This window comes from Halosegnis marinus, from assembly GCF_029338355.1.
In the GTDB taxonomy this organism is placed as follows: Archaea; Halobacteriota; Halobacteria; order Halobacteriales; family Haloarculaceae; genus Halosegnis; species Halosegnis marinus.
On sequence record NZ_CP119802.1, the window covers coordinates 1,492,655 to 1,508,275 of the forward strand.

At 72.3% G+C, this 15,621-nt stretch carries 19 protein-coding genes; 10 read left to right on the forward strand and 9 right to left on the reverse strand.

Annotated features, from left to right (window positions below):
- Window positions 1-24: 24 nt before the first annotated feature.
- The 4 genes from P2T37_RS08370 (at window position 25) to P2T37_RS08385 (ending at window position 3,269) form a co-directional block, all read left to right on the forward strand.
- Window positions 25-1,305, forward strand: coding sequence for a M20 family metallo-hydrolase (locus P2T37_RS08370; protein WP_276233452.1), 1,281 nt, complete (start codon window positions 25-27; stop codon window positions 1,303-1,305).
- A 64-nt stretch (window positions 1,306-1,369) separates the two neighbouring features.
- Window positions 1,370-1,855, forward strand: a complete 486-nt coding sequence (locus tag P2T37_RS08375; RefSeq protein WP_276233453.1) for a redoxin domain-containing protein — start codon at window positions 1,370-1,372, stop codon at window positions 1,853-1,855.
- Window positions 1,856-1,919: 64 nt separating this feature from the next.
- Window positions 1,920-2,204, forward strand: a complete 285-nt coding sequence (locus P2T37_RS08380; RefSeq protein WP_276233454.1) for a DUF7091 family protein — start codon at window positions 1,920-1,922, stop codon at window positions 2,202-2,204.
- A gap of 30 nt (window positions 2,205-2,234) precedes the next feature.
- A complete protein-coding gene (locus P2T37_RS08385) occupies window positions 2,235-3,269 on the forward strand; it encodes a mannose-1-phosphate guanylyltransferase (protein ID WP_276233455.1) in 1,035 nt (344 codons plus the stop codon).
- Here P2T37_RS08385 and P2T37_RS08390 read toward each other — a convergent pair.
- Genes P2T37_RS08390 through P2T37_RS08400 form a run of 3 tightly spaced genes read right to left on the reverse strand, consistent with a single transcriptional unit; the run spans window position 3,266 to window position 5,011 of the window.
- Window positions 3,266-4,051, reverse strand: coding sequence for an SDR family oxidoreductase (locus P2T37_RS08390; protein WP_276233456.1), 786 nt, complete (start codon window positions 4,049-4,051; stop codon window positions 3,266-3,268). The two genes, P2T37_RS08385 and P2T37_RS08390, sit on opposite strands and share 4 nt — an antisense overlap.
- 37 nt (window positions 4,052-4,088) lie before the next feature.
- Window positions 4,089-4,544, reverse strand: coding sequence for a Tfx family DNA-binding protein (locus P2T37_RS08395; RefSeq protein WP_276233457.1), 456 nt, complete (start codon window positions 4,542-4,544; stop codon window positions 4,089-4,091).
- Window positions 4,541-5,011: a TRAM domain-containing protein gene (locus P2T37_RS08400; protein WP_276233458.1), complete on the reverse strand. Its 471-nt coding sequence runs from the start codon at window positions 5,009-5,011 to the stop codon at window positions 4,541-4,543. Before P2T37_RS08400 ends, P2T37_RS08395 begins: the two co-directional genes overlap by 4 nt.
- A 123-nt stretch (window positions 5,012-5,134) precedes the next feature.
- On the opposite strand from P2T37_RS08400, the gene P2T37_RS08405 reads away from it, so the two are divergent.
- A complete protein-coding gene (locus P2T37_RS08405) occupies window positions 5,135-5,818 on the forward strand; it encodes a hypothetical protein (RefSeq protein WP_276233459.1) in 684 nt (227 codons plus the stop codon).
- A gap of 148 nt (window positions 5,819-5,966) precedes the next feature.
- Here P2T37_RS08405 and P2T37_RS08410 read toward each other — a convergent pair whose 3' ends face one another.
- Window positions 5,967-6,959 (reverse strand): radical SAM protein, encoded by a 993-nt coding sequence (locus tag P2T37_RS08410; RefSeq protein ID WP_276233460.1) that lies wholly within the window; start codon window positions 6,957-6,959, stop codon window positions 5,967-5,969.
- A 163-nt stretch (window positions 6,960-7,122) separates the two neighbouring features.
- Here P2T37_RS08410 and P2T37_RS08415 point away from each other — a divergent pair, with 163 nt between their 5' ends.
- Window positions 7,123-7,554: a GtrA family protein gene (locus tag P2T37_RS08415; RefSeq protein ID WP_276233461.1), complete on the forward strand. Its 432-nt coding sequence runs from the start codon at window positions 7,123-7,125 to the stop codon at window positions 7,552-7,554.
- A 24-nt stretch (window positions 7,555-7,578) separates the two neighbouring features.
- The gene (locus P2T37_RS08420) at window positions 7,579-8,667 is read left to right on the forward strand and encodes a DUF373 family protein (RefSeq protein WP_276233462.1); all 1,089 of its coding nucleotides are present in this window, start codon (window positions 7,579-7,581) and stop codon (window positions 8,665-8,667) included.
- On the opposite strand, the gene P2T37_RS08425 is transcribed toward P2T37_RS08420, so the two are convergent.
- A complete protein-coding gene (locus tag P2T37_RS08425; RefSeq protein ID WP_276233463.1) occupies window positions 8,668-9,513 on the reverse strand; it encodes a polyprenyl synthetase family protein in 846 nt (281 codons plus the stop codon).
- A gap of 88 nt (window positions 9,514-9,601) precedes the next feature.
- On the opposite strand from P2T37_RS08425, the gene P2T37_RS08430 reads away from it, so the two are divergent.
- Window positions 9,602-9,916: a hypothetical protein gene (locus tag P2T37_RS08430; protein WP_276233464.1), complete on the forward strand. Its 315-nt coding sequence runs from the start codon at window positions 9,602-9,604 to the stop codon at window positions 9,914-9,916.
- Between the two features lie 6 nt (window positions 9,917-9,922).
- Here P2T37_RS08430 and P2T37_RS08435 read toward each other — a convergent pair whose 3' ends face one another.
- From P2T37_RS08435 to P2T37_RS08445, 3 genes are all read right to left on the reverse strand, one after another.
- On the reverse strand, window positions 9,923-10,885 hold the full coding sequence (locus P2T37_RS08435; RefSeq protein WP_276233465.1) for an electron transfer flavoprotein subunit alpha/FixB family protein: 963 nt from the start codon (window positions 10,883-10,885) through the stop codon (window positions 9,923-9,925).
- Complete coding sequence (locus P2T37_RS08440) at window positions 10,882-11,676, reverse strand: electron transfer flavoprotein subunit beta/FixA family protein (RefSeq protein WP_276233466.1); 795 nt, start codon at window positions 11,674-11,676, stop codon at window positions 10,882-10,884. Before P2T37_RS08440 ends, P2T37_RS08435 begins: the two co-directional genes overlap by 4 nt.
- 98 nt (window positions 11,677-11,774) lie before the next feature.
- The gene (locus P2T37_RS08445; RefSeq protein ID WP_276233467.1) at window positions 11,775-12,929 is read right to left on the reverse strand and encodes a helix-turn-helix transcriptional regulator; all 1,155 of its coding nucleotides are present in this window, start codon (window positions 12,927-12,929) and stop codon (window positions 11,775-11,777) included.
- A 164-nt stretch (window positions 12,930-13,093) separates the two neighbouring features.
- Here P2T37_RS08445 and P2T37_RS08450 point away from each other — a divergent pair, with 164 nt between their 5' ends.
- Together P2T37_RS08450 and P2T37_RS08455 are read left to right on the forward strand one after the other, a co-directional pair.
- The gene (locus P2T37_RS08450) at window positions 13,094-14,389 is read left to right on the forward strand and encodes a DUF7096 domain-containing protein (protein WP_276233468.1); all 1,296 of its coding nucleotides are present in this window, start codon (window positions 13,094-13,096) and stop codon (window positions 14,387-14,389) included.
- Between the two features lie 25 nt (window positions 14,390-14,414).
- Complete coding sequence (locus P2T37_RS08455) at window positions 14,415-14,888, forward strand: type IV pilin domain-containing protein (RefSeq protein ID WP_276233469.1); 474 nt, start codon at window positions 14,415-14,417, stop codon at window positions 14,886-14,888.
- Here the strand turns inward: P2T37_RS08455 and P2T37_RS08460 are convergent.
- The gene (locus P2T37_RS08460; protein ID WP_276233470.1) at window positions 14,879-15,541 is read right to left on the reverse strand and encodes a methyltransferase domain-containing protein; all 663 of its coding nucleotides are present in this window, start codon (window positions 15,539-15,541) and stop codon (window positions 14,879-14,881) included. The two genes, P2T37_RS08455 and P2T37_RS08460, sit on opposite strands and share 10 nt — an antisense overlap.
- Window positions 15,542-15,621: the final 80 nt, after the last annotated feature.

The window sequence follows — 15,621 nt, forward strand, 5'->3', positions numbered from 1 at the left end:
GTCCGCCGCCGCCCACACGCCGGTATGGACACACCCGTCGCCGACGCCGTCGACGCCGAGCGGCTGCGCGAGGACATCGAGGCGAACGGCCGGTTCGGCGCAGTCGAGGGCGAGGGCCACGGCCGTACCGTCCGCACGGGGTCGGAGGCGAACCGTCGCGCGCGCGACCGCCTCGTCGGCCGGCTCGAAGCCGCGGGCTGTACCGTCGCGGTCGATTCGGTCGGGAACGTCTCGGGCCGGTGGACGCCGGCGAGCGCCGACCCGGAGGCCGCCCCGGTCGCGTCGGGGAGCCACCTCGACTCCGTGCCCGCGGGCGGCATCTTCGACGGGCCGCTCGGGGTGTACGCCGCGCTCGAAGCCGTCCGCGCGATGCGCGAGGCCGGCGTCGAGCCCGCGCGCCCCGTCGAGGTCGTCTCCTTCACCGAGGAGGAGGGCGCGACGTTCGCGGACGGCCTGCTCGGCTCCTCGGTCGCCGTCGGCGAGCGCACGCCCGACGAGGCGCTCGCGCTCACGGACGCGGACGGCCGGACGCTCGACACGGCGCTCGATACCGTCGGCTATCGGGGCGAGGGCGTCCTCGACGCCGCGGGGTGGGACGCGTGGCTCGAACTCCACGTCGAACAGCACACGGAACTCGAAGCCGCGGGCGTCCCCGCCGGCGTCGTGGGCGACATCACCGGCATCACCCACTGCGACGTGGAGATAACGGGCGAGGCGAACCACGCCGGCTCAACGCCGATGGCGGGGCGCTCGGACGCGCTCGCGGCCGCGAGCGAACTCGTCCTCGCCGTCGAGGACGCGGCGCGCGACCTCGCGGTGGGCGACGCCGCGCCCGACCCCGCCGCGGTCGGAACGGTCGGCAGTCTGTCGGTCGCGCCGAACGCCACGAACGTCGTCCCCGGGCGCGCGGAGGTCGGTATCGACGTGCGCTCGACGACGTACGCCTCGATGGAGTCGCTCGTCGGGGTCGTCGAGGACACGCTCGCGCGCGTCGAGCGCGAGCGCGGGGTCGGAACGACCCTCCGCCGGGAGTTCGACCTCGAACCGACGCCGATGACGCCGCGGTGCCGGGACGCGCTCCGCGCGGCGGGCGAGCGCGCGGGCATCGACACCCTCGACCTCCACTCCGGGGCGGCCCACGACTCGATGTACGTCGCCCGCGTCACGGACGCGGGGATGCTCTTCGCCCCCTCGCGCGACGGCCTCTCGCACACCCCGAAGGAGTGGACCGACTGGGAGGACTGCGCGGCCGCGACCCGCGTGCTGGCGGAGGCGCTCGCGGACCTCGCCGGCGTCGACGCGTAGCTCGGGTCGGGCGCCGCGGTCGGCGGGGCGAAACGATTTGCCGCCCGCCCCCGACGGCGCTCGTATGGTCACGACCGGCGAGCAGGCACCGGACTTCACCGCACCGCTCGCACACGGCGACGACGAGGTCGGTGAGTTCGTCCTCTCGGACCGCCTCGACGGGGCGCCGCTCGTCCTCGCGTTCTTCCCCGGCGCGTTCACGACGACCTGCACGCACGAACTGAACGCCTTCCAGGAGCGGCTCCCCGCCTTCACGGAGGCGGGCGCGACGGTGTACGGCGTCAGCGTCGATTCGCCGTTCGCGCTGAACGCCTTCCGCGAGCGGCTGGGGCTGGACTACGGGCTCGTCAGCGACGCCAACCGCGAGATAGTCGCGACGTACGACGTCGCGATGGATTGGACGGAGTACGGCCTCCGCGACTTCGCGAAGCGGGCCGTCTTCGTCGTGGACGCCGACGGCGAGGTGACCTACGCGTGGGTCGCCGAGGGTACGAAGACCGAACCGGACTACGACGAGGTGCTCGCCGCCGTCGAGGACGCGGCCCGGTGAGGCGCCGCCCCCCCCGACCGAGACCGGGCGACGGATTGTAGTGCGCGCCGCCCCGATGTCGCGTATGAGCAACCGCCGTCGGCTCGCGCGCCTGCTCCGCTCGAAGCTCCGGTCGGCGGGCCGGCAGTACGAGCAGGCGCGCCGCGAGTACGAGGCGGGACGGGCGAGCACGTGGGATCTGCCCACGAACGCGGACGGCGAGGCGCGCATCGTCTGCCGTCGCTACGCCGAGAAGCGGGCGGTGTCCGTCGACCGGAAGGGGCGGCCCGCCTGCTACGACGCGGACCACCCGGACTGCGAGGGCTGTGTCGCGGACATCCGCGACGGCGCGGTGGAGACGTGGGACTGATTACTTGACGGGCGGGCGCGACGGGCCGGTATGACAGAGACGGTCGCCGTCGTCCTCGCCGGGGGACGCGGCACGCGGCTGTACCCCGCGAGCACGGCGACGACGCCGAAGCAGTTCCGGACCTTCGGCGGTGAGCGCTCCGACGGAGCGCGATCCTCGTCGGACGCGTCCGACGGCGGCGACGAATCGCTGCTCGCGCGCACGGTCGCCCGCGCGGACGCGGTCGCGGACGCGGTGTACGTCCTGACCCGCCCCGCCTACGCCGACCGCATCGGCGACCACGCGCCCGACGCCGAGGTGCTGGTCGAACCGGAACCGCGCGACACCGGCCCGGCGATGCTGTACGCGGCGCGCGAACTCGCCGGGCGCCACGACGACCCCGTCCTCGTGAATCTCCCGAGCGACCACCACATGGGCGACGGCTACGCCGCGGCGCTGTCGCGGGCCGCGGGCGTCGCGCGCGACACGGGCGGCCTCGTCACGCTCGGGGTGACGCCGACGCGCGCGGCGACGGGCTACGGCTACATCGAACCGGGCGAGCGGCACGGCGACTACGCCGCCGTCGCGTCGTTCACGGAGAAGCCCGACGCCGAGACGGCCGCGCGCTTCCGCGAACAGGGGTACCTGTGGAACGCGGGCGTGTTCGCGTGGACGCCGGCGGCGCTGTTCGCGGCCGCGCGCGACGCCGGCCTCGGGGAGTTCCTCGACGCGCTCGACCGCGACCCCGCGGCGGCGTTCGCCGGTGTCGGTTCCGTGAGCATCGACTACGCGGTGATGGAGTCGGCCGGGGACGCTTTCGTTCTCCCCGCGGACTTCGCGTGGGACGACCTCGGGGCGTGGGACGCCTTCGAGCGCGTTCTCGACGGCGACGGGGCCGGGAACGTCTCGCTGGGCGAGACGCTCGCCGTGGACTGCGAGAACTGCGTGCTCGCCGCGGGGGCGGACGACCACGTCGCCGCGGTCGGCGTCTCCGACCTCGCGGTCGCGACCTACGACGGCCGCACGGTCGTCGTCCCGAAGGGGGAGGCGGAGCGCGTCCGCGACGTCGTCGACGCGCTCGACTAGACGGAGCGCGAGGAGCCGCCGTCGACGGAGATGGCGGTCCCGTTCAGGTAGCTGGCGGCGTCAGAACAGAGCCACGCGACCGTCTCGCCGAGTTCCTCGGGTTCGCCCACCCGGTCGAGCGGGATGCCCTCGCTCCAGTCGTCCATCCCCTCCTCGTAGGAGTCGTAGACGCCGCGCTCGACGTTCTGCTCCACGAGGTCCGTAATTCGGGGTGTCTCGTGGGCGCCCGGTAGCACCGCGTTGACGCGCACGTCCGGGCCCCACTCGTGGCTCTGGGTCTTCATCAGGCCGATGACGCCCCGCCGGACGGCGTTCGACAGCACCAGGCCGTCGATGACCTCCTTCACCGACCCGGAGGTGATGTTGACGACGCTCCCCTTCCCCTCCACGAGGTGGGGGTGGGCGGCCCGGGTCGTCCACACGACGCTCATCACCAGCAGGTCGTACGCGCGGTACCAGTCCTCGTCGTCGGTGTCGAGGAAGCTCCCGGAGGGCGGGCCGCCGGCGCTCGTGACGACGTGGTCCAGCCCGCCGAACGCCTCGACGGTGTCGGCGACGAACCCCTCTACCGCGTCGCGGTCCGTGATGTCCGCCTCGACGGCGAGTACGTCGCCGTCGCCGGTCGCTTCGAGCGTCTCGCGCGCCGCGTCGATGTGGTCTGGCGTCGTCCCGCACACCGCGACGTCCGCGCCCGCGGCCGCCAGCGCTTCCGCGCTCGCGAGGCCGAGGCCGCTCGTTCCCGCCGTCACCAGTGCCGCGTCGCCGTCGAGTCCGAGGTCCATACTCGGACTCGCCCGCGCGGGGAGAAATAGCCTGCCCCTACGTCCGCACCCGCACCTGCCCCTCGCTCGTCACGCTGACGACGATGTCGTGTTTCACCTCGCGGCCCACCACCGCGTCGCCGGCCTCGTCGCTCACGAGCTTCATCAGTTCGGGAGCGGTCCGGGTCACCTTCACGCCCGCCTCGTCGCAGGCGGAGAAGACGCGGCTCGGCACGTCGTAGAGGTCGGTGCCGCCCTGGACGGCGATGCGGACCGGCGCGCGAAGCGCCTCCGCGAACGCCACCGTCTCGTACGCCTTCTCGATGTTCTCCCGCGCGCTCGACTCAACCGAGGAGACGTTCGCCCGCGAGGTGCCGAGCTGGTCGGCGATCTCGCGCTGGGAGACACCGCGCTCGCGGAGCACGAGGACCTGTGCCTGCCGGTGTGTCAGGACGCCGCCGTCCGCCTCGAAGCCCAGTTCCGCGAGCAGGGCGTCGGCGTCCGGGACGCTCACGACCCCCAGAAGTTGTCGCGGCTGCCCAGCCGCTCGCGGCTCGCCCGACCGGACGATTCCTCCTCCTCGTCCTCCTCGTCGTCGGCCCCCGCTTCGGGGTCGTCGTCCCCCGGCTCCTCGCCCTCGTCGGGGTCGAGTTCGAGCCGTTCGAGCTCCTCGGCGCGCGCGAAGTTGTCGAGCACCTTTGTTATCTTCACCCGCGAGCGCGCCTCCGGCAGGATGCCGTCGACCATCACGATGAAGCCGTCCTCGGTGCGCCCGACGCCCGCGCCCGACTCGTGGATGTCGTCGACGGTGATGACGACCTCCTCGCCCAGCTCGACGGGCTGCTGTTTCAGCTCCCGGATGGGCTGGCCGTAGTGGTTACACCACTCGGCGCCGCCGCGGTCGCCGTAGTGGGTACAGCCCATCCCTTCGATCCGCTCCTGGAAGCTGGGGCACTGGTCCGCGAGTGGGCAGTCCGGCATACGCGAAACTACGCGGGGCCCGATTAAACGTTTGTGGGTACGGCCGGGCGCCGTGCCGCCCGATTTCGGGCGTCTCGGGGCGTGGAACGAAACCCTTTCCGCCGGGCCGCCCCGCCTTGGGGTATGTCACGCCGCGGCCAGCCGGTGCCCGAGGCGGCCCCCCTCATCGGCGTCGTCCTCGCGTTCGGCGTCGCGGGGTTCGGGTTCCTGTTCGCGCCGGCCGACGCCCGCCTCCCGGTCGCCGCCGTCGCTCTCCTGTTGCTGTACGGCTTCACCGCCTACGGGGTCGCGCGCTCGCCCGACCCCGCGGCGGCCATCCCGCCGGACCCGACGCTCGCCGCCGGGCTCCTGCTCGGGGCGGTCGCGGCCGGCTACGGCGTCGTCGTCGGCCAGCCGATGCCCGGCCTGCTCGTGGCCGCCGTCGCCGCCGTTCCGCCCGCGGCGTACCACGCCCGGTTCGGCGAGCGGGTCAATCCGCTCTCGCCGGACCGCACGTTCCTCGCGGCCGGCGGCCTCGCCGCGCTGGTGGTCGCGCTCGGCGTCCTCGTCGGCGACCCCGCCGTCGGCGCGCTCGACGCCGCCGTCCTCCTGCTCGCGGCGGCCGACTACCGCGACACCCGCGGCGAGCCGCTCTCCGAGGTCGCGGAGTTCACGCTCGTCGCCGCCGCGCTCGGGGGCGCGGCGCTCGCGCTGCTCTACTTCGTCCTCGTGGCGGACCGGCCGGCAATCGGCCTGCTCGCGGGCGCGGCGCTCGTCGTCGTGGGTGCCTACTTCGCGCTCGGCGAGGAGCGGGTGCGGACCTCGTAATCGGGCGAGCGGCGTCCGCTCCACACCCTTCCGCGTCGCGCCGCTCTCGTCGTCGGGTGCGCTCGCGTGACTCGCGCACCGCTCCTCGGAGAACCCGCATCGAACGGTCCGGCTCGACGGAACCGCTCGGCCTTCGGCCCCGCGGACGCTACGCCAGCGGCGTCCGCTCCACCACCGTGCCGTCGTAGGTCGGGTACTGCTCGACGATCTCGCCCTTCTCGACGTCGCCGTCGGACACCATCTCCTCTAAGAGCCACCACGCGAGTTCGACGTGGTCGGACTTGACGGTGTAGAACTCCTCGGGGACGCCGAGCGCGCGGAGGCGCTCCTCCGTCTCCCACGTCTTGCCGTACACGAGCGTGCCGTCGTCGGTCACCTCGTCGAACTCCCGGCGGAGGTTCCGGGCCATCCGCTTCAGCCGCGAGCGGTGCTGGGCGGCGTCCTTGAAGACGCTCGTACAGAAGTACACCTTCTCGTGGTCGCCCATCGTCTCCAGGATGTCGTGGCTCCCCTCGACGGCGCTCATGTGGCCCTCCTTCAGCTCGAACCCCTCCTCCTGCATCCGGCGGTAGTTCCCGTCGGACATCTCGAACTCGTTGATGTTACAGAAGTCGGCCGCGCCCTCGTCGAGGAAGTCGAGGAACTCCGTCTCGGCGCGGATACCCGGAATCTCGAACGCGGGGGTGAGTCCCTCCTCGCGGGCGATGTAGAGTATCTCCTCCCACTCCGTCCCGTGGAGGTCGCCCCACTGCTCGTAGGGCGGGTGGAAACGTATCTCGTCGAGGCCGGCCTCGGAGAGCCGGCGCATGTTCTCGCGCCCGCCGGTGATGCCGGTGTAGAGGTGCGTGTGGTGGTCCTCGCCGAACTCCTCCTTCAGGAGGCGGAGGTACCGACACGTCTTCTCCATCGCCTCCTGGGGCTCACCGCCGGTGATGGAGGTGCCGAGCGCGTCCATCAGCTTCGCCTCCTCGATGACGTCCTCGTCCGACTCGACGGGCCGCTCGTTGGCGTACGTCTGCGTGACGTTCTTGCGGTTCTCCCCGAGGGGGCAGTAGAAACAGTCGCGCTGGTCGCAGTAGCCGTAGACGAACAGCACCATCTTCCCCCCCTTGGCGCACTGTTCACAGCCCTTCGAGATCATCTGTTGTCCCCGTTTGCCCGCGCGGACGCAAAAGTCGTGCGTTCGGGCCCGTAGCGTGGGGACGCGCCCCACGCGCCCCGCGTTCCCCGCCCGCCGCCGGCTTCCCGTCGTCCGACGGGCGACTGACGAGGGACTAATGCCGGTGGAGCGGCTATATACCGATATGTACGGTCTCGCCCGGCCCGAGCGCGCCACGGTCGAGCGGCTGGGGCAGTTCGTGACGGTCGGCGCGCTCGCCACGGGGCTCCAGACGGGACTGTTGTGGCTGTTCACGGACGTCGGCGGTCTCTACTACCTGCTCGCGGCGGTCATCGCCATCGAGATAACCATCCTCTCGCAGTACGTGGTCAACAACGCGTGGACGTTCGCGGAGCGGTCGAACGACGGGGCCGACTTCCTCTCGGGAATGCTCCGAACCAACCTCGTGCGCGGCTCCGCCATCCCCATCCAGACCGGCCTCCTGTGGCTGTTCGTCACCTACGGGGGGCTCGGCGTCCTCCTCGCGAACCTCTGTGCCATCCTCCCCTCCGGCGTGTATCGGTACGTGCTCGACGCGCGGTGGACGTGGCGCACGACGCCCCCCGAAGACGGATAAGGACCCGCGGCGTACCCCGCCCTGATGCTGCTGGTGCTGTGTGTCGACCTCGACGACGACCTCGGTCGCAAGACCGACTTCGAGACGCCGGTCATCGGCCGCGACCGCGTCGAGGAGGCGGCGGTCGCGCTCGCCACGGCCGACCCCGAGGACTCCGACGTGAACGTCGTCTTCGAGGGGGTCCACATCCACGACGACTTCGTCGACGAGCGCGAGTCCGTCGAGGTCGCCGTCGTCACCGGCAACACGAAGGGGGACGTGGCCGCCAACCGCGAGGTCGGCGAGGAGGTCGACCGCGTGCTCGCTTCGCTCCAGACCGGCGAGGACGTGCGCGCGGTCGTCGTCACCGACGGCGCACAGGACGAGTCGGTCGTCCCCGTCATCCGGTCGCGGGTCCCCGTCGATTCCGTCCGCCGGGTCGTCGTCCGGCAGGCCCAGGACCTCGAATCGATGTACTACACCATCAAGCAGGTGCTCGACGACCCCGAGACCCGCGGGACGATTCTCGTCCCGCTGGGCATCCTGCTGCTCATCTACCCGGTGGCGGTCGTCGCGGACTCGCTGAACCTCCCCGGTTCGACGCTCGGCCTCATCTCCGCGCTGTTGGGGCTGTACGTGCTGTTCCGGGGCCTCGGCCTGGAGGAGTCGGTCGACGCCGCGGCCGACCGCCTCCGTACGGCGCTGTACACGGGCCGGATGACGCTCGTCACCAGCGTCGTCGCGCTGGCGCTGCTCGCCGTCGGCGTCATCAGCGGGCAGTCGTATCTCGACTCGCTCCCCGGCGACCCGGCGCCGCTTCGCACCGTCGCGGCGCTCGCGTACGGGGCCGTCGAGTGGGTCGCCGCGGCGGGCGTCGTCGCGGCGCTCGGGCGCGTCACCGACGAGTACCTCGCCGAGGGGTTCCGCTGGCGCTACCTCAACGCCCCGTTCTACGTCGTCGCCATCGCCGTCGTCGTTCACGCGCTGTCGGCGTTCCTGCTCGAACTCCCGTTCGCGACGCTGACCTACCTCGCGGCGGCGCTCACGGCCGGCACGCTGCTCGGCCTCGCGAGCACGCTCGCCTTCGCCGTCGCGGAGTCGCGGTTCCAGCGCGACCCGCCCGCCGCGACCTGACTACCGCTCGCGGACGACCACGAACTCCGCGAGGTCGCGGAGGTATTCGAGCGCCTGCGACTCCTCGGCGCCGGTCGCGTCCAGCGCGTCGAGCGCCGCCTCCGAGTGTTCGCGCGCGAGGGCGTTCGCCTCCTCGGGCGTGGTATCGGTCACCCGGACCAGCGACGGCCGCTCCATCTCGGCGTCCTGGCCGGTCGGCTTGCCGAGGTCCGCGGCGTCGGCCGTCGCGTCGAGCACGTCGTCGCGTATCTGGAAGGCGACGCCGACGCGCTCGGCGTAGTCGCCGAACGACTCGACGGCCGCGGGGTCGGCGTCCGCGGCGACGGCGCCCACCTCGGCGGCCGCGCGGAACAGCGCCCCCGTCTTCCGCCGGGCGAGGTCGAGGTACTCCGCCTCCGTCGTCGGCCGGGCGACCAGTTCGGTCGCCTCCCCCTCGCCGAGTTCGACCATCGCGTCGGCGACGACCTCCATGGCGCGCTCGTCGCGCGAGAACAGCGCGAACGCCTCCCCGAGCAGGCCGTCGGAGGCGATGATGGCCGGGCCGTGGCCGTACTCGGCGTGGGCGGCCGTCGCGCCGCGGCGCAGCTCCGACTCGTCGATGATGTCGTCCACGACGAGCGAGGCGTTGTGGACGAGTTCGATGCCGACGCCGAAGTCCACGGCGTCGCCGTCCGGGTCGCCGCCCGCCGCCTCGCAGGCGAGCATGGTGACCGTCGGGCGGACGCGCTTTCCCCCCGACAGCGACACGTGCTCGACCTGTCCGCGCAGACGCTCCGGCTCCACGTCGGCGAGGACCGCCTCCAGCCGGTCCTCGATGCGCTCGCGTCGGCGCTCCAGATACTCCATTGCCGTAACGAAGGCGTCGGCGGCGCAAGTAGGTGACGGAACGGCGGGGAACCGCCGGATTGACGCCCCCTCCGCGCCGAGTCCGGGCGTGTACGCGTTCCCCTTCGCGCTCGTCCTCGGCGGCCTCGGCGTCGGCCTCTCCTACGTCCTCCTCGGCGCGACGTGTTACTTCACGGGCTACCGGACGGACCGGCCGCGGCTGAAGTCGTTCGGCGAGACGCTGCTCACCCGCTCGCCGGCCTGTATCGTCGGCGTCGCGGTCGCGTACGTCCTCCTGACGACCGGCGTCGGCGTCCTCGCGCTCCTCGCGCTCGGGGTCGCCGCGGTCGGCGCGCTCCTCCCGCCGGCGTGGGCGCTGATAGTCGCACTGGACGACGCGAAAGAAGGGGACGACGGGAACTGAGTCCGGTTACGGCGCCTCGCCGCCGAACTCCTCGATGAGTTCGGGAACCACGTCGAACAGGTCGTCGACGATGGCGTAGTCGGCGATGTCCATGATGGGGGCGTTCGGGTCCGTGTTCACCGCGATGATGGTGTCGGAGCCCTTCATGCCGGCGACGTGCTGGACCGCCCCGGAGATGCCGATGGCGATGTACACGTCCGGCGTGACGACCTTCCCGGACTGGCCGACCTGCCGGTTCTTCGGCAGCCAGCCGTTGTCGACGATGGGTCGCGACGACGACAGCGTCGCGCCGAGCGCGTCGGCGAGCGCCTCCACGAGCGGGAGGTTGTCCTCCTCCTCGATGCCGCGCCCGATGGAGACGAGCACGTCGGCCTCGGAGATGTCCACGTCGCCGGCGCCGACCTCCTCGAACCCCTTCACGTCGGAGCGGACGGCCGACTCGTCGAGGTCGAAGTCGAACTCGGCGATCTCGGCGTCGCCCGTCCCCTCGGCGGCGGGCCACTCGGCCGGCCGGATGGTGAGCGCGAAGCGGTCGGCGTCCACCTCGACGGTGGTCTCGACCTTGCCGCCGTACTGCTCGCGGGTCACTTCGAGGGTGCCGTCGGCGTCGAACGCGACGGCGTCCGTGACGAGCGGGCGGTCGAGCGCGCCGGCGACGGCCGGCGCGTAGTCCAGCCCGTTGACGGTGTTCGCCATCAGCACGGCGTCGGGGTCGTGCGCCTCGGCCATCGCGGTGACCGCCTGCGTGTACACGTCGTGGTTGAACTCCTCGCCCTCCGCGACGGTGTGGATGGCGTCGACGCCCTCGCGGTTCAGGCGGTCGGCGAAGCCCTCGACGTCGCCGCCGATGACGGCGAGGTGGAGGTCGGTGCCGAGCGCGTCGGCGAGTTCCCGACCCGCGGTGACGACCTCGAAGGAGGGGTCGCGAAGTTCGCCGCGGCGGTGTTCCGTCACTGCGAGGACGGTCATCCCTCGACCACCCCCTTCTCGCGGAGGAACGTCGCCAGTTCCCCGGCGGTCTCCTCGGCGGAGCCCTCCCAGACGACGGCGTCGCCCTCGGACTCGGGTTCGTACATCGAGGTGAGCGCCACCGGCGACTCGACGACCGAGTCGTCGAGGCCGAGGTCGTCCAGCCCGAGCACGTCGAGCGGCTTGCGCTGTGCCTGCCGGATACCGCGGAGCGAGGCGTAGCGCGGCTCGTTGATACCCGTCTGGATGGTGAGCACGGCGGGGCCCTCCACCTCGGTCAGCTCCTCGACGCCGCCCTCCAGTTCGCGGCGGACGTTCGAGACGTTCGCGTCGGCGTCGTGGTCGAGGTCGTTGACGACCGCGGCCCACTCGAAGCCGACGCGCTCGGCGAGCGCGACGCCCGTCGCGCCGAACGAGTCGTCGTCGGCCTGTACGCCGCTGAGAACGAGGTCCGGGTCCTCCTCCTCGACGACGGCGGCGAGCAGTTCGGCCTTCGTCGAGACGTCGAGGAACTCGGCGCCGGCGAGGGTGTCGTCCCACACGCGCAGCGCGCGGTCCGCGCCCTTCGCGAGCGCCATCCGCACGGTCTCCTCGCTGCGCTCCGGGCCGACGGTGACCGTGACGACCTCCACGTCGTCGTTCGCCTCCGACAGCTGGACGGCCTCCTCGACGGCGTAGTCGTCCCACTCGTTGAGGTCGTATTCGAGGTAGCGCTCGTCGACGTCGAGTCCGTCGATCTCGAACTCGTCGTCGACCTGTGCCACCTCCTTTACGGTGACAAGTATCTTCATAGTTCTCGGTTCCAAATGAAGGCGGTTCGGGGTTAAACGTTTCCGAACGCTGCGAAACCGGCCGTCCGTTCGTCGTGCGACGGCGCCGGGGCGGCGGGTCAGTCGCGGTCGGTCCCGAGCTCGGCGACGTCCTCGCCGGGCAGCGAGATGAGGTTCTCGCGGCCGATCCGGAGCTTGTTCACCCGGCCGGCCTCGTCCATCGCCGAGAGCAGCTGTGACACCTTCGCGTTCGACCAGCCCGTCTCCTCGACGATGGTGGCCTGCTTCATCCGGCCGCCGTTGCGTTCGAGGAGGTACTCGACGCGCTCCTCGTCGGAGAGCAGGTCGAAGTCCGGCTCGTCGTCGGCCACGGCACCCGTGGCGGCCGCGGCCGCCGTCCCGCCGTCGTCGTTCCCGCCGGTGGCCGCCGCGCCGGCGCCGCCGTCGGGGGTGTCGTCGTCGGTCGCCCCGCCGAACGGGTCGCCGTCGCGCCGGGCGAGCGCGTACCCCCCGAGCGCGAACGCCGCCAGGACGAGCAGGCCGCCGCCGACGAGTTCGAGCGGTCCCAGGCCGCCCTCGTTCGGGCCGTTCGGGGTCGGAGAGGGGGTGGCCGTCTCGGTCGGCGTCTCGCCGGTGTAGACGATGTCGCCGAGGTAGCCCGGCTCGAACGAACGGGGACCCTCCCAGCGGAGGACGCCGTCGCGCGGCGCGACCGGGGCCGTCTCGACGCTGTAGCCCGCCGGCGGCCGGACGACGAGCGTCTGTCGGCTCGTCAGGCCCGGGAGCCACGTCCCGTCGCTCGTGTTGAACGCGTCGCCGACGCGGAGTCGGGTCCCGCTCTCCTCGGTGAAGTTCGTCCACTCGAAGCTCATCGAGAGCCGCCCGACGGTGACGTTGTCCGTCGTGTTCCGGTCGGCGGCGTAGCCGACGTCCTCTATCGACATCGCGCGGCCCGTCTCGTCGCTCGCCGCGGCGGCGGCGGACTCGAAGGCGGTCGCGTCGTACACCACGTCGGCGTTGCCCGCCTCGAAGTCGGCCGCGAGCCGGTCGAAGGCGCGCGAGTCGTTCCCGTCGCGCAGGACGAAGGCCGTGCTCACGGTCCATCGAGCGTCGCCGTCCGTCCGCAACTGGACGGTCAGCGTCGTGGACTCGGGGGCGAGCGTCCCGTTCGTCTCCTGTACCGTTCCCGCCGCTGTCGGCCCGACGGCGGCGAGCGGGGCGGCGACCGCGAGCAGGAGCAGACACAGGAGGGCGAGCCGCGGCCCATACCGCATACCCCCGGCTGGGCCTGCCTCCAGCAAAACGCTTTCCATCGGACGCGTCTCCGGGCCGCGTGAAACGTCTCGCGGCCGCTCGTGGGTTCGTTCGGTCCCGACTCCCCGCCCGAGCACGGGGACGGAGGGGCGGATTTTTACCGGTGCCGGCCGCACGGGCCGGTATGCTCGGTCCTCCCCGCCCCTCCGCGGACACCGCGGGCGAGGTCGGCGCCCTCCGGCTCGTCGCCCTCGCGCTCGCGCTGTGTGTCCTCCTGGCGTCCACGGCGGCCGCCCTCCCGCTCGCCGCCGCTCCGACGGACGCGGCCGACGCCGTCGCGCCGGTTCAGCCCGTCGAGCCGGCGGACAACACGACCGCCCGGCTCGTCCTCCCCGCGGGCGACGACCGGACGAGCGACTTCTACACCGCCCGGCTGGACGTAGCCGGCTCCACCGCCGCCCAGACGGCGCGTATCCACGGCCGCTACGTCACCGTCGAGCTCCGCGAGGAGTTCGCCGCGGCCGAGACCGACGAGGAACGCCGGCGCGTGGTCGAGACCACCGCGACGGAGATAGACGAGCGGCTGACGGAACTGGAGTCGCGACAGGAGACGGCGCTGTCGTCGTACGTCGCCGGCGACCTCTCGGCCGGCGGGCTGCTGCGCGAACTCGTCGCCGTTCACACGGCCGCGCGCGCGCTCGAAACGACGGTCAATCAGCTGTACACCTACGACCGGGCGGTCGGCACGCCGGTGCCGCCGACCGAGATAGCCCGGCTGAAGTCGCGTATCATCCCGCTGCAGGGGCCGGTCCGCGACCGCGTCGCCTCGGCGCTCCGCACCGAGGGCGAGTCCGCGCGGGTGTACGTCGTCGCCTCCGGGAACGGGCTGGTGCTCTCGACGGTCGCCGAGGGCGACTTCTCGACGCAGTACGTCCGCGAGGCGCTGTACCGCGACGGCTTCGACGACAGCTTCTCCGACCGGCCCATCACCCTCGATACGTTCCGCGACCGCATGGAGGAACTCTACCCGTGGGTGTTCGGCACCGACCCGCCGACCGACACCGTGCTGACGAGCGAGCCGTACTACCTCAACGCCGGGGTGTACGGAATCGCCATCAACCACCCGCAGGGGACGGTGAGCGACCGCGACCTCGTGGTGTACTACGACGCCAGCACCGACGAGGTGTTCTACGAGGTCCAGCGGCAGGACGTCTCGACGCTCCCGACGCGCGTGCTCGCTAACGCGACCGACGACGGGCTCCTGTTGACGCTCCGGGGGACCCACGCGGACGGCCCGCTCGCCGTCGAGGTGCGGAACGCGACCACCGGCGAGCGCGTGGACGCGACGGTGACGCTCAACGGCGACACGCTCGGGACGACCGGCGGCGACGGCCTCTGGACCGTCGCGCCGCGGGGAACCTTCGTCGTGACCGCGGAGACGGGCGACGGGAACGTCACCGCCAGCGTCACGAACGTTTAGATACCGGCGCGCGGCCACCCCCCGCGTGTCCGCACGCAGAGAGCGCGCGTTCTCCCCCCTCGTCGGCCTCGTCTGTCTCGTCGCCGTCACCGTCGCCGCGAGCGCCGCGGTCGGCGCGGCCGCCCTCTCGGTCGCGCCGCCGGACCCCGCCCCGACGGCCGCGCTCTCCGTGACCGCGACAGACGACGGCCGCGTGACGCTGCTCCACCGCGGGGGCGCGCCGCTCGCGGTCGGGGACCTCCGTCTCGAACTCTCCGTGGACGGGGAGCCACTGACCTACCAGCCGCCGGTACCGTTCGTCGGCGCGGCGGGCTACCGGGGCGCGCCGGGCGGGCCGTTCAACGCCGCCGCCGAGGGGACGTGGACCGCGGGCGAGCGCGCGACCCTGCGCGTGGCGGGGACGAACGACCCGGCGCTCCGGGCTGGCGCTCGGCTCACGGTCGAGGTGTGGTCGGGAGGAATCCGCGCGGCGCGCGTCTCGACGACCGTTCAGGACTGAGCCGCGACCGGCTCGTCGTCGCTCGCCTCCTCCGTCGCGGGGACGGTCGCGACGGTCGTGATGGCGCGGGGCGTGCCGGGCTTGCGCTGCTGGATGTGGTGGTCGAACTCCTCGAAGCCGGCCTCCGTGAACATGCGGTCGCCCTCCGCCTCGTCGTAGAACAGCATGATTGCGTCCGCGAGCTTCTGGAACACGGCCGAGTCGGGGTAGTCCGGGCCGACGACGAGGACGGTGCCGCCGGGCTTCGTGACGCGGCGGAACTCCCGCAGCGCCGCGACCGGGTCGGGCCAGTACTCGATGGAGCCCGACGACCACAGCGCGTCGAACGCGTCGTCGCGGAACGGGAGCCGTTCGGCGTCGCCGCGGTAGAAGCGCACGTCGCCGTCGCGGCCGAACTTCGCGAACGCCTTCGACAGCTGGCCGTCGGACTGGTCCAGCCCGTGGACGTCGTCGGTGTGTTGGAGGATGCCCTCCGTGGCGAAGCCGGTGCCACAGCCCACGTCGAGCACGCGGTCGCCCGGCCCGACGTCGAACCACTCCAGCGCCTCGTCGCGCATCTCCTCGTTCCAGATGAACGGGTTCACCGTGTCGTAGAGGTTCGAGAAGTACTTGTAGAACAGCCGCGCGCGCGCCTTGTTCTCCAGGATGCCCATCGGCGCCGTCTTGGGTCCGGACGGTCATAGTTTCACGGATTCGGGGGGTGCTCCGCCGGTTCGCCGTCCGTGCGGCTCGC

Excerpts from the sequence above, each read along its gene's own strand:
- P2T37_RS08370 (WP_276233452.1), top strand. The coding sequence starts at position 25 with ATGGACACACCCGTCGCCGACGCCGTCGACGCCGAGCGGCTGCGCGAG.
- P2T37_RS08375 (WP_276233453.1), top strand. The coding sequence starts at position 1,370 with ATGGTCACGACCGGCGAGCAGGCACCGGACTTCACCGCACCGCTCGCA.
- P2T37_RS08380 (WP_276233454.1), top strand. The coding sequence starts at position 1,920 with ATGAGCAACCGCCGTCGGCTCGCGCGCCTGCTCCGCTCGAAGCTCCGG.
- P2T37_RS08385 (WP_276233455.1), top strand. The coding sequence starts at position 2,235 with ATGACAGAGACGGTCGCCGTCGTCCTCGCCGGGGGACGCGGCACGCGG.
- P2T37_RS08390 (WP_276233456.1), bottom strand. The coding sequence starts at position 4,051 with ATGGACCTCGGACTCGACGGCGACGCGGCACTGGTGACGGCGGGAACG.
- P2T37_RS08400 (WP_276233458.1), bottom strand. The coding sequence starts at position 5,011 with ATGCCGGACTGCCCACTCGCGGACCAGTGCCCCAGCTTCCAGGAGCGG.
- P2T37_RS08405 (WP_276233459.1), top strand. The coding sequence starts at position 5,135 with ATGTCACGCCGCGGCCAGCCGGTGCCCGAGGCGGCCCCCCTCATCGGC.
- P2T37_RS08410 (WP_276233460.1), bottom strand. The coding sequence starts at position 6,959 with ATGATCTCGAAGGGCTGTGAACAGTGCGCCAAGGGGGGGAAGATGGTG.
- P2T37_RS08415 (WP_276233461.1), top strand. The coding sequence starts at position 7,123 with ATGTACGGTCTCGCCCGGCCCGAGCGCGCCACGGTCGAGCGGCTGGGG.
- P2T37_RS08420 (WP_276233462.1), top strand. The coding sequence starts at position 7,579 with ATGCTGCTGGTGCTGTGTGTCGACCTCGACGACGACCTCGGTCGCAAG.
- P2T37_RS08425 (WP_276233463.1), bottom strand. The coding sequence starts at position 9,513 with ATGGAGTATCTGGAGCGCCGACGCGAGCGCATCGAGGACCGGCTGGAG.
- P2T37_RS08435 (WP_276233465.1), bottom strand. The coding sequence starts at position 10,885 with ATGACCGTCCTCGCAGTGACGGAACACCGCCGCGGCGAACTTCGCGAC.
- P2T37_RS08440 (WP_276233466.1), bottom strand. The coding sequence starts at position 11,676 with ATGAAGATACTTGTCACCGTAAAGGAGGTGGCACAGGTCGACGACGAG.
- P2T37_RS08445 (WP_276233467.1), bottom strand. The coding sequence starts at position 12,929 with ATGCGGTATGGGCCGCGGCTCGCCCTCCTGTGTCTGCTCCTGCTCGCG.
- P2T37_RS08450 (WP_276233468.1), top strand. The coding sequence starts at position 13,094 with ATGCTCGGTCCTCCCCGCCCCTCCGCGGACACCGCGGGCGAGGTCGGC.
- P2T37_RS08460 (WP_276233470.1), bottom strand. The coding sequence starts at position 15,541 with ATGGGCATCCTGGAGAACAAGGCGCGCGCGCGGCTGTTCTACAAGTAC.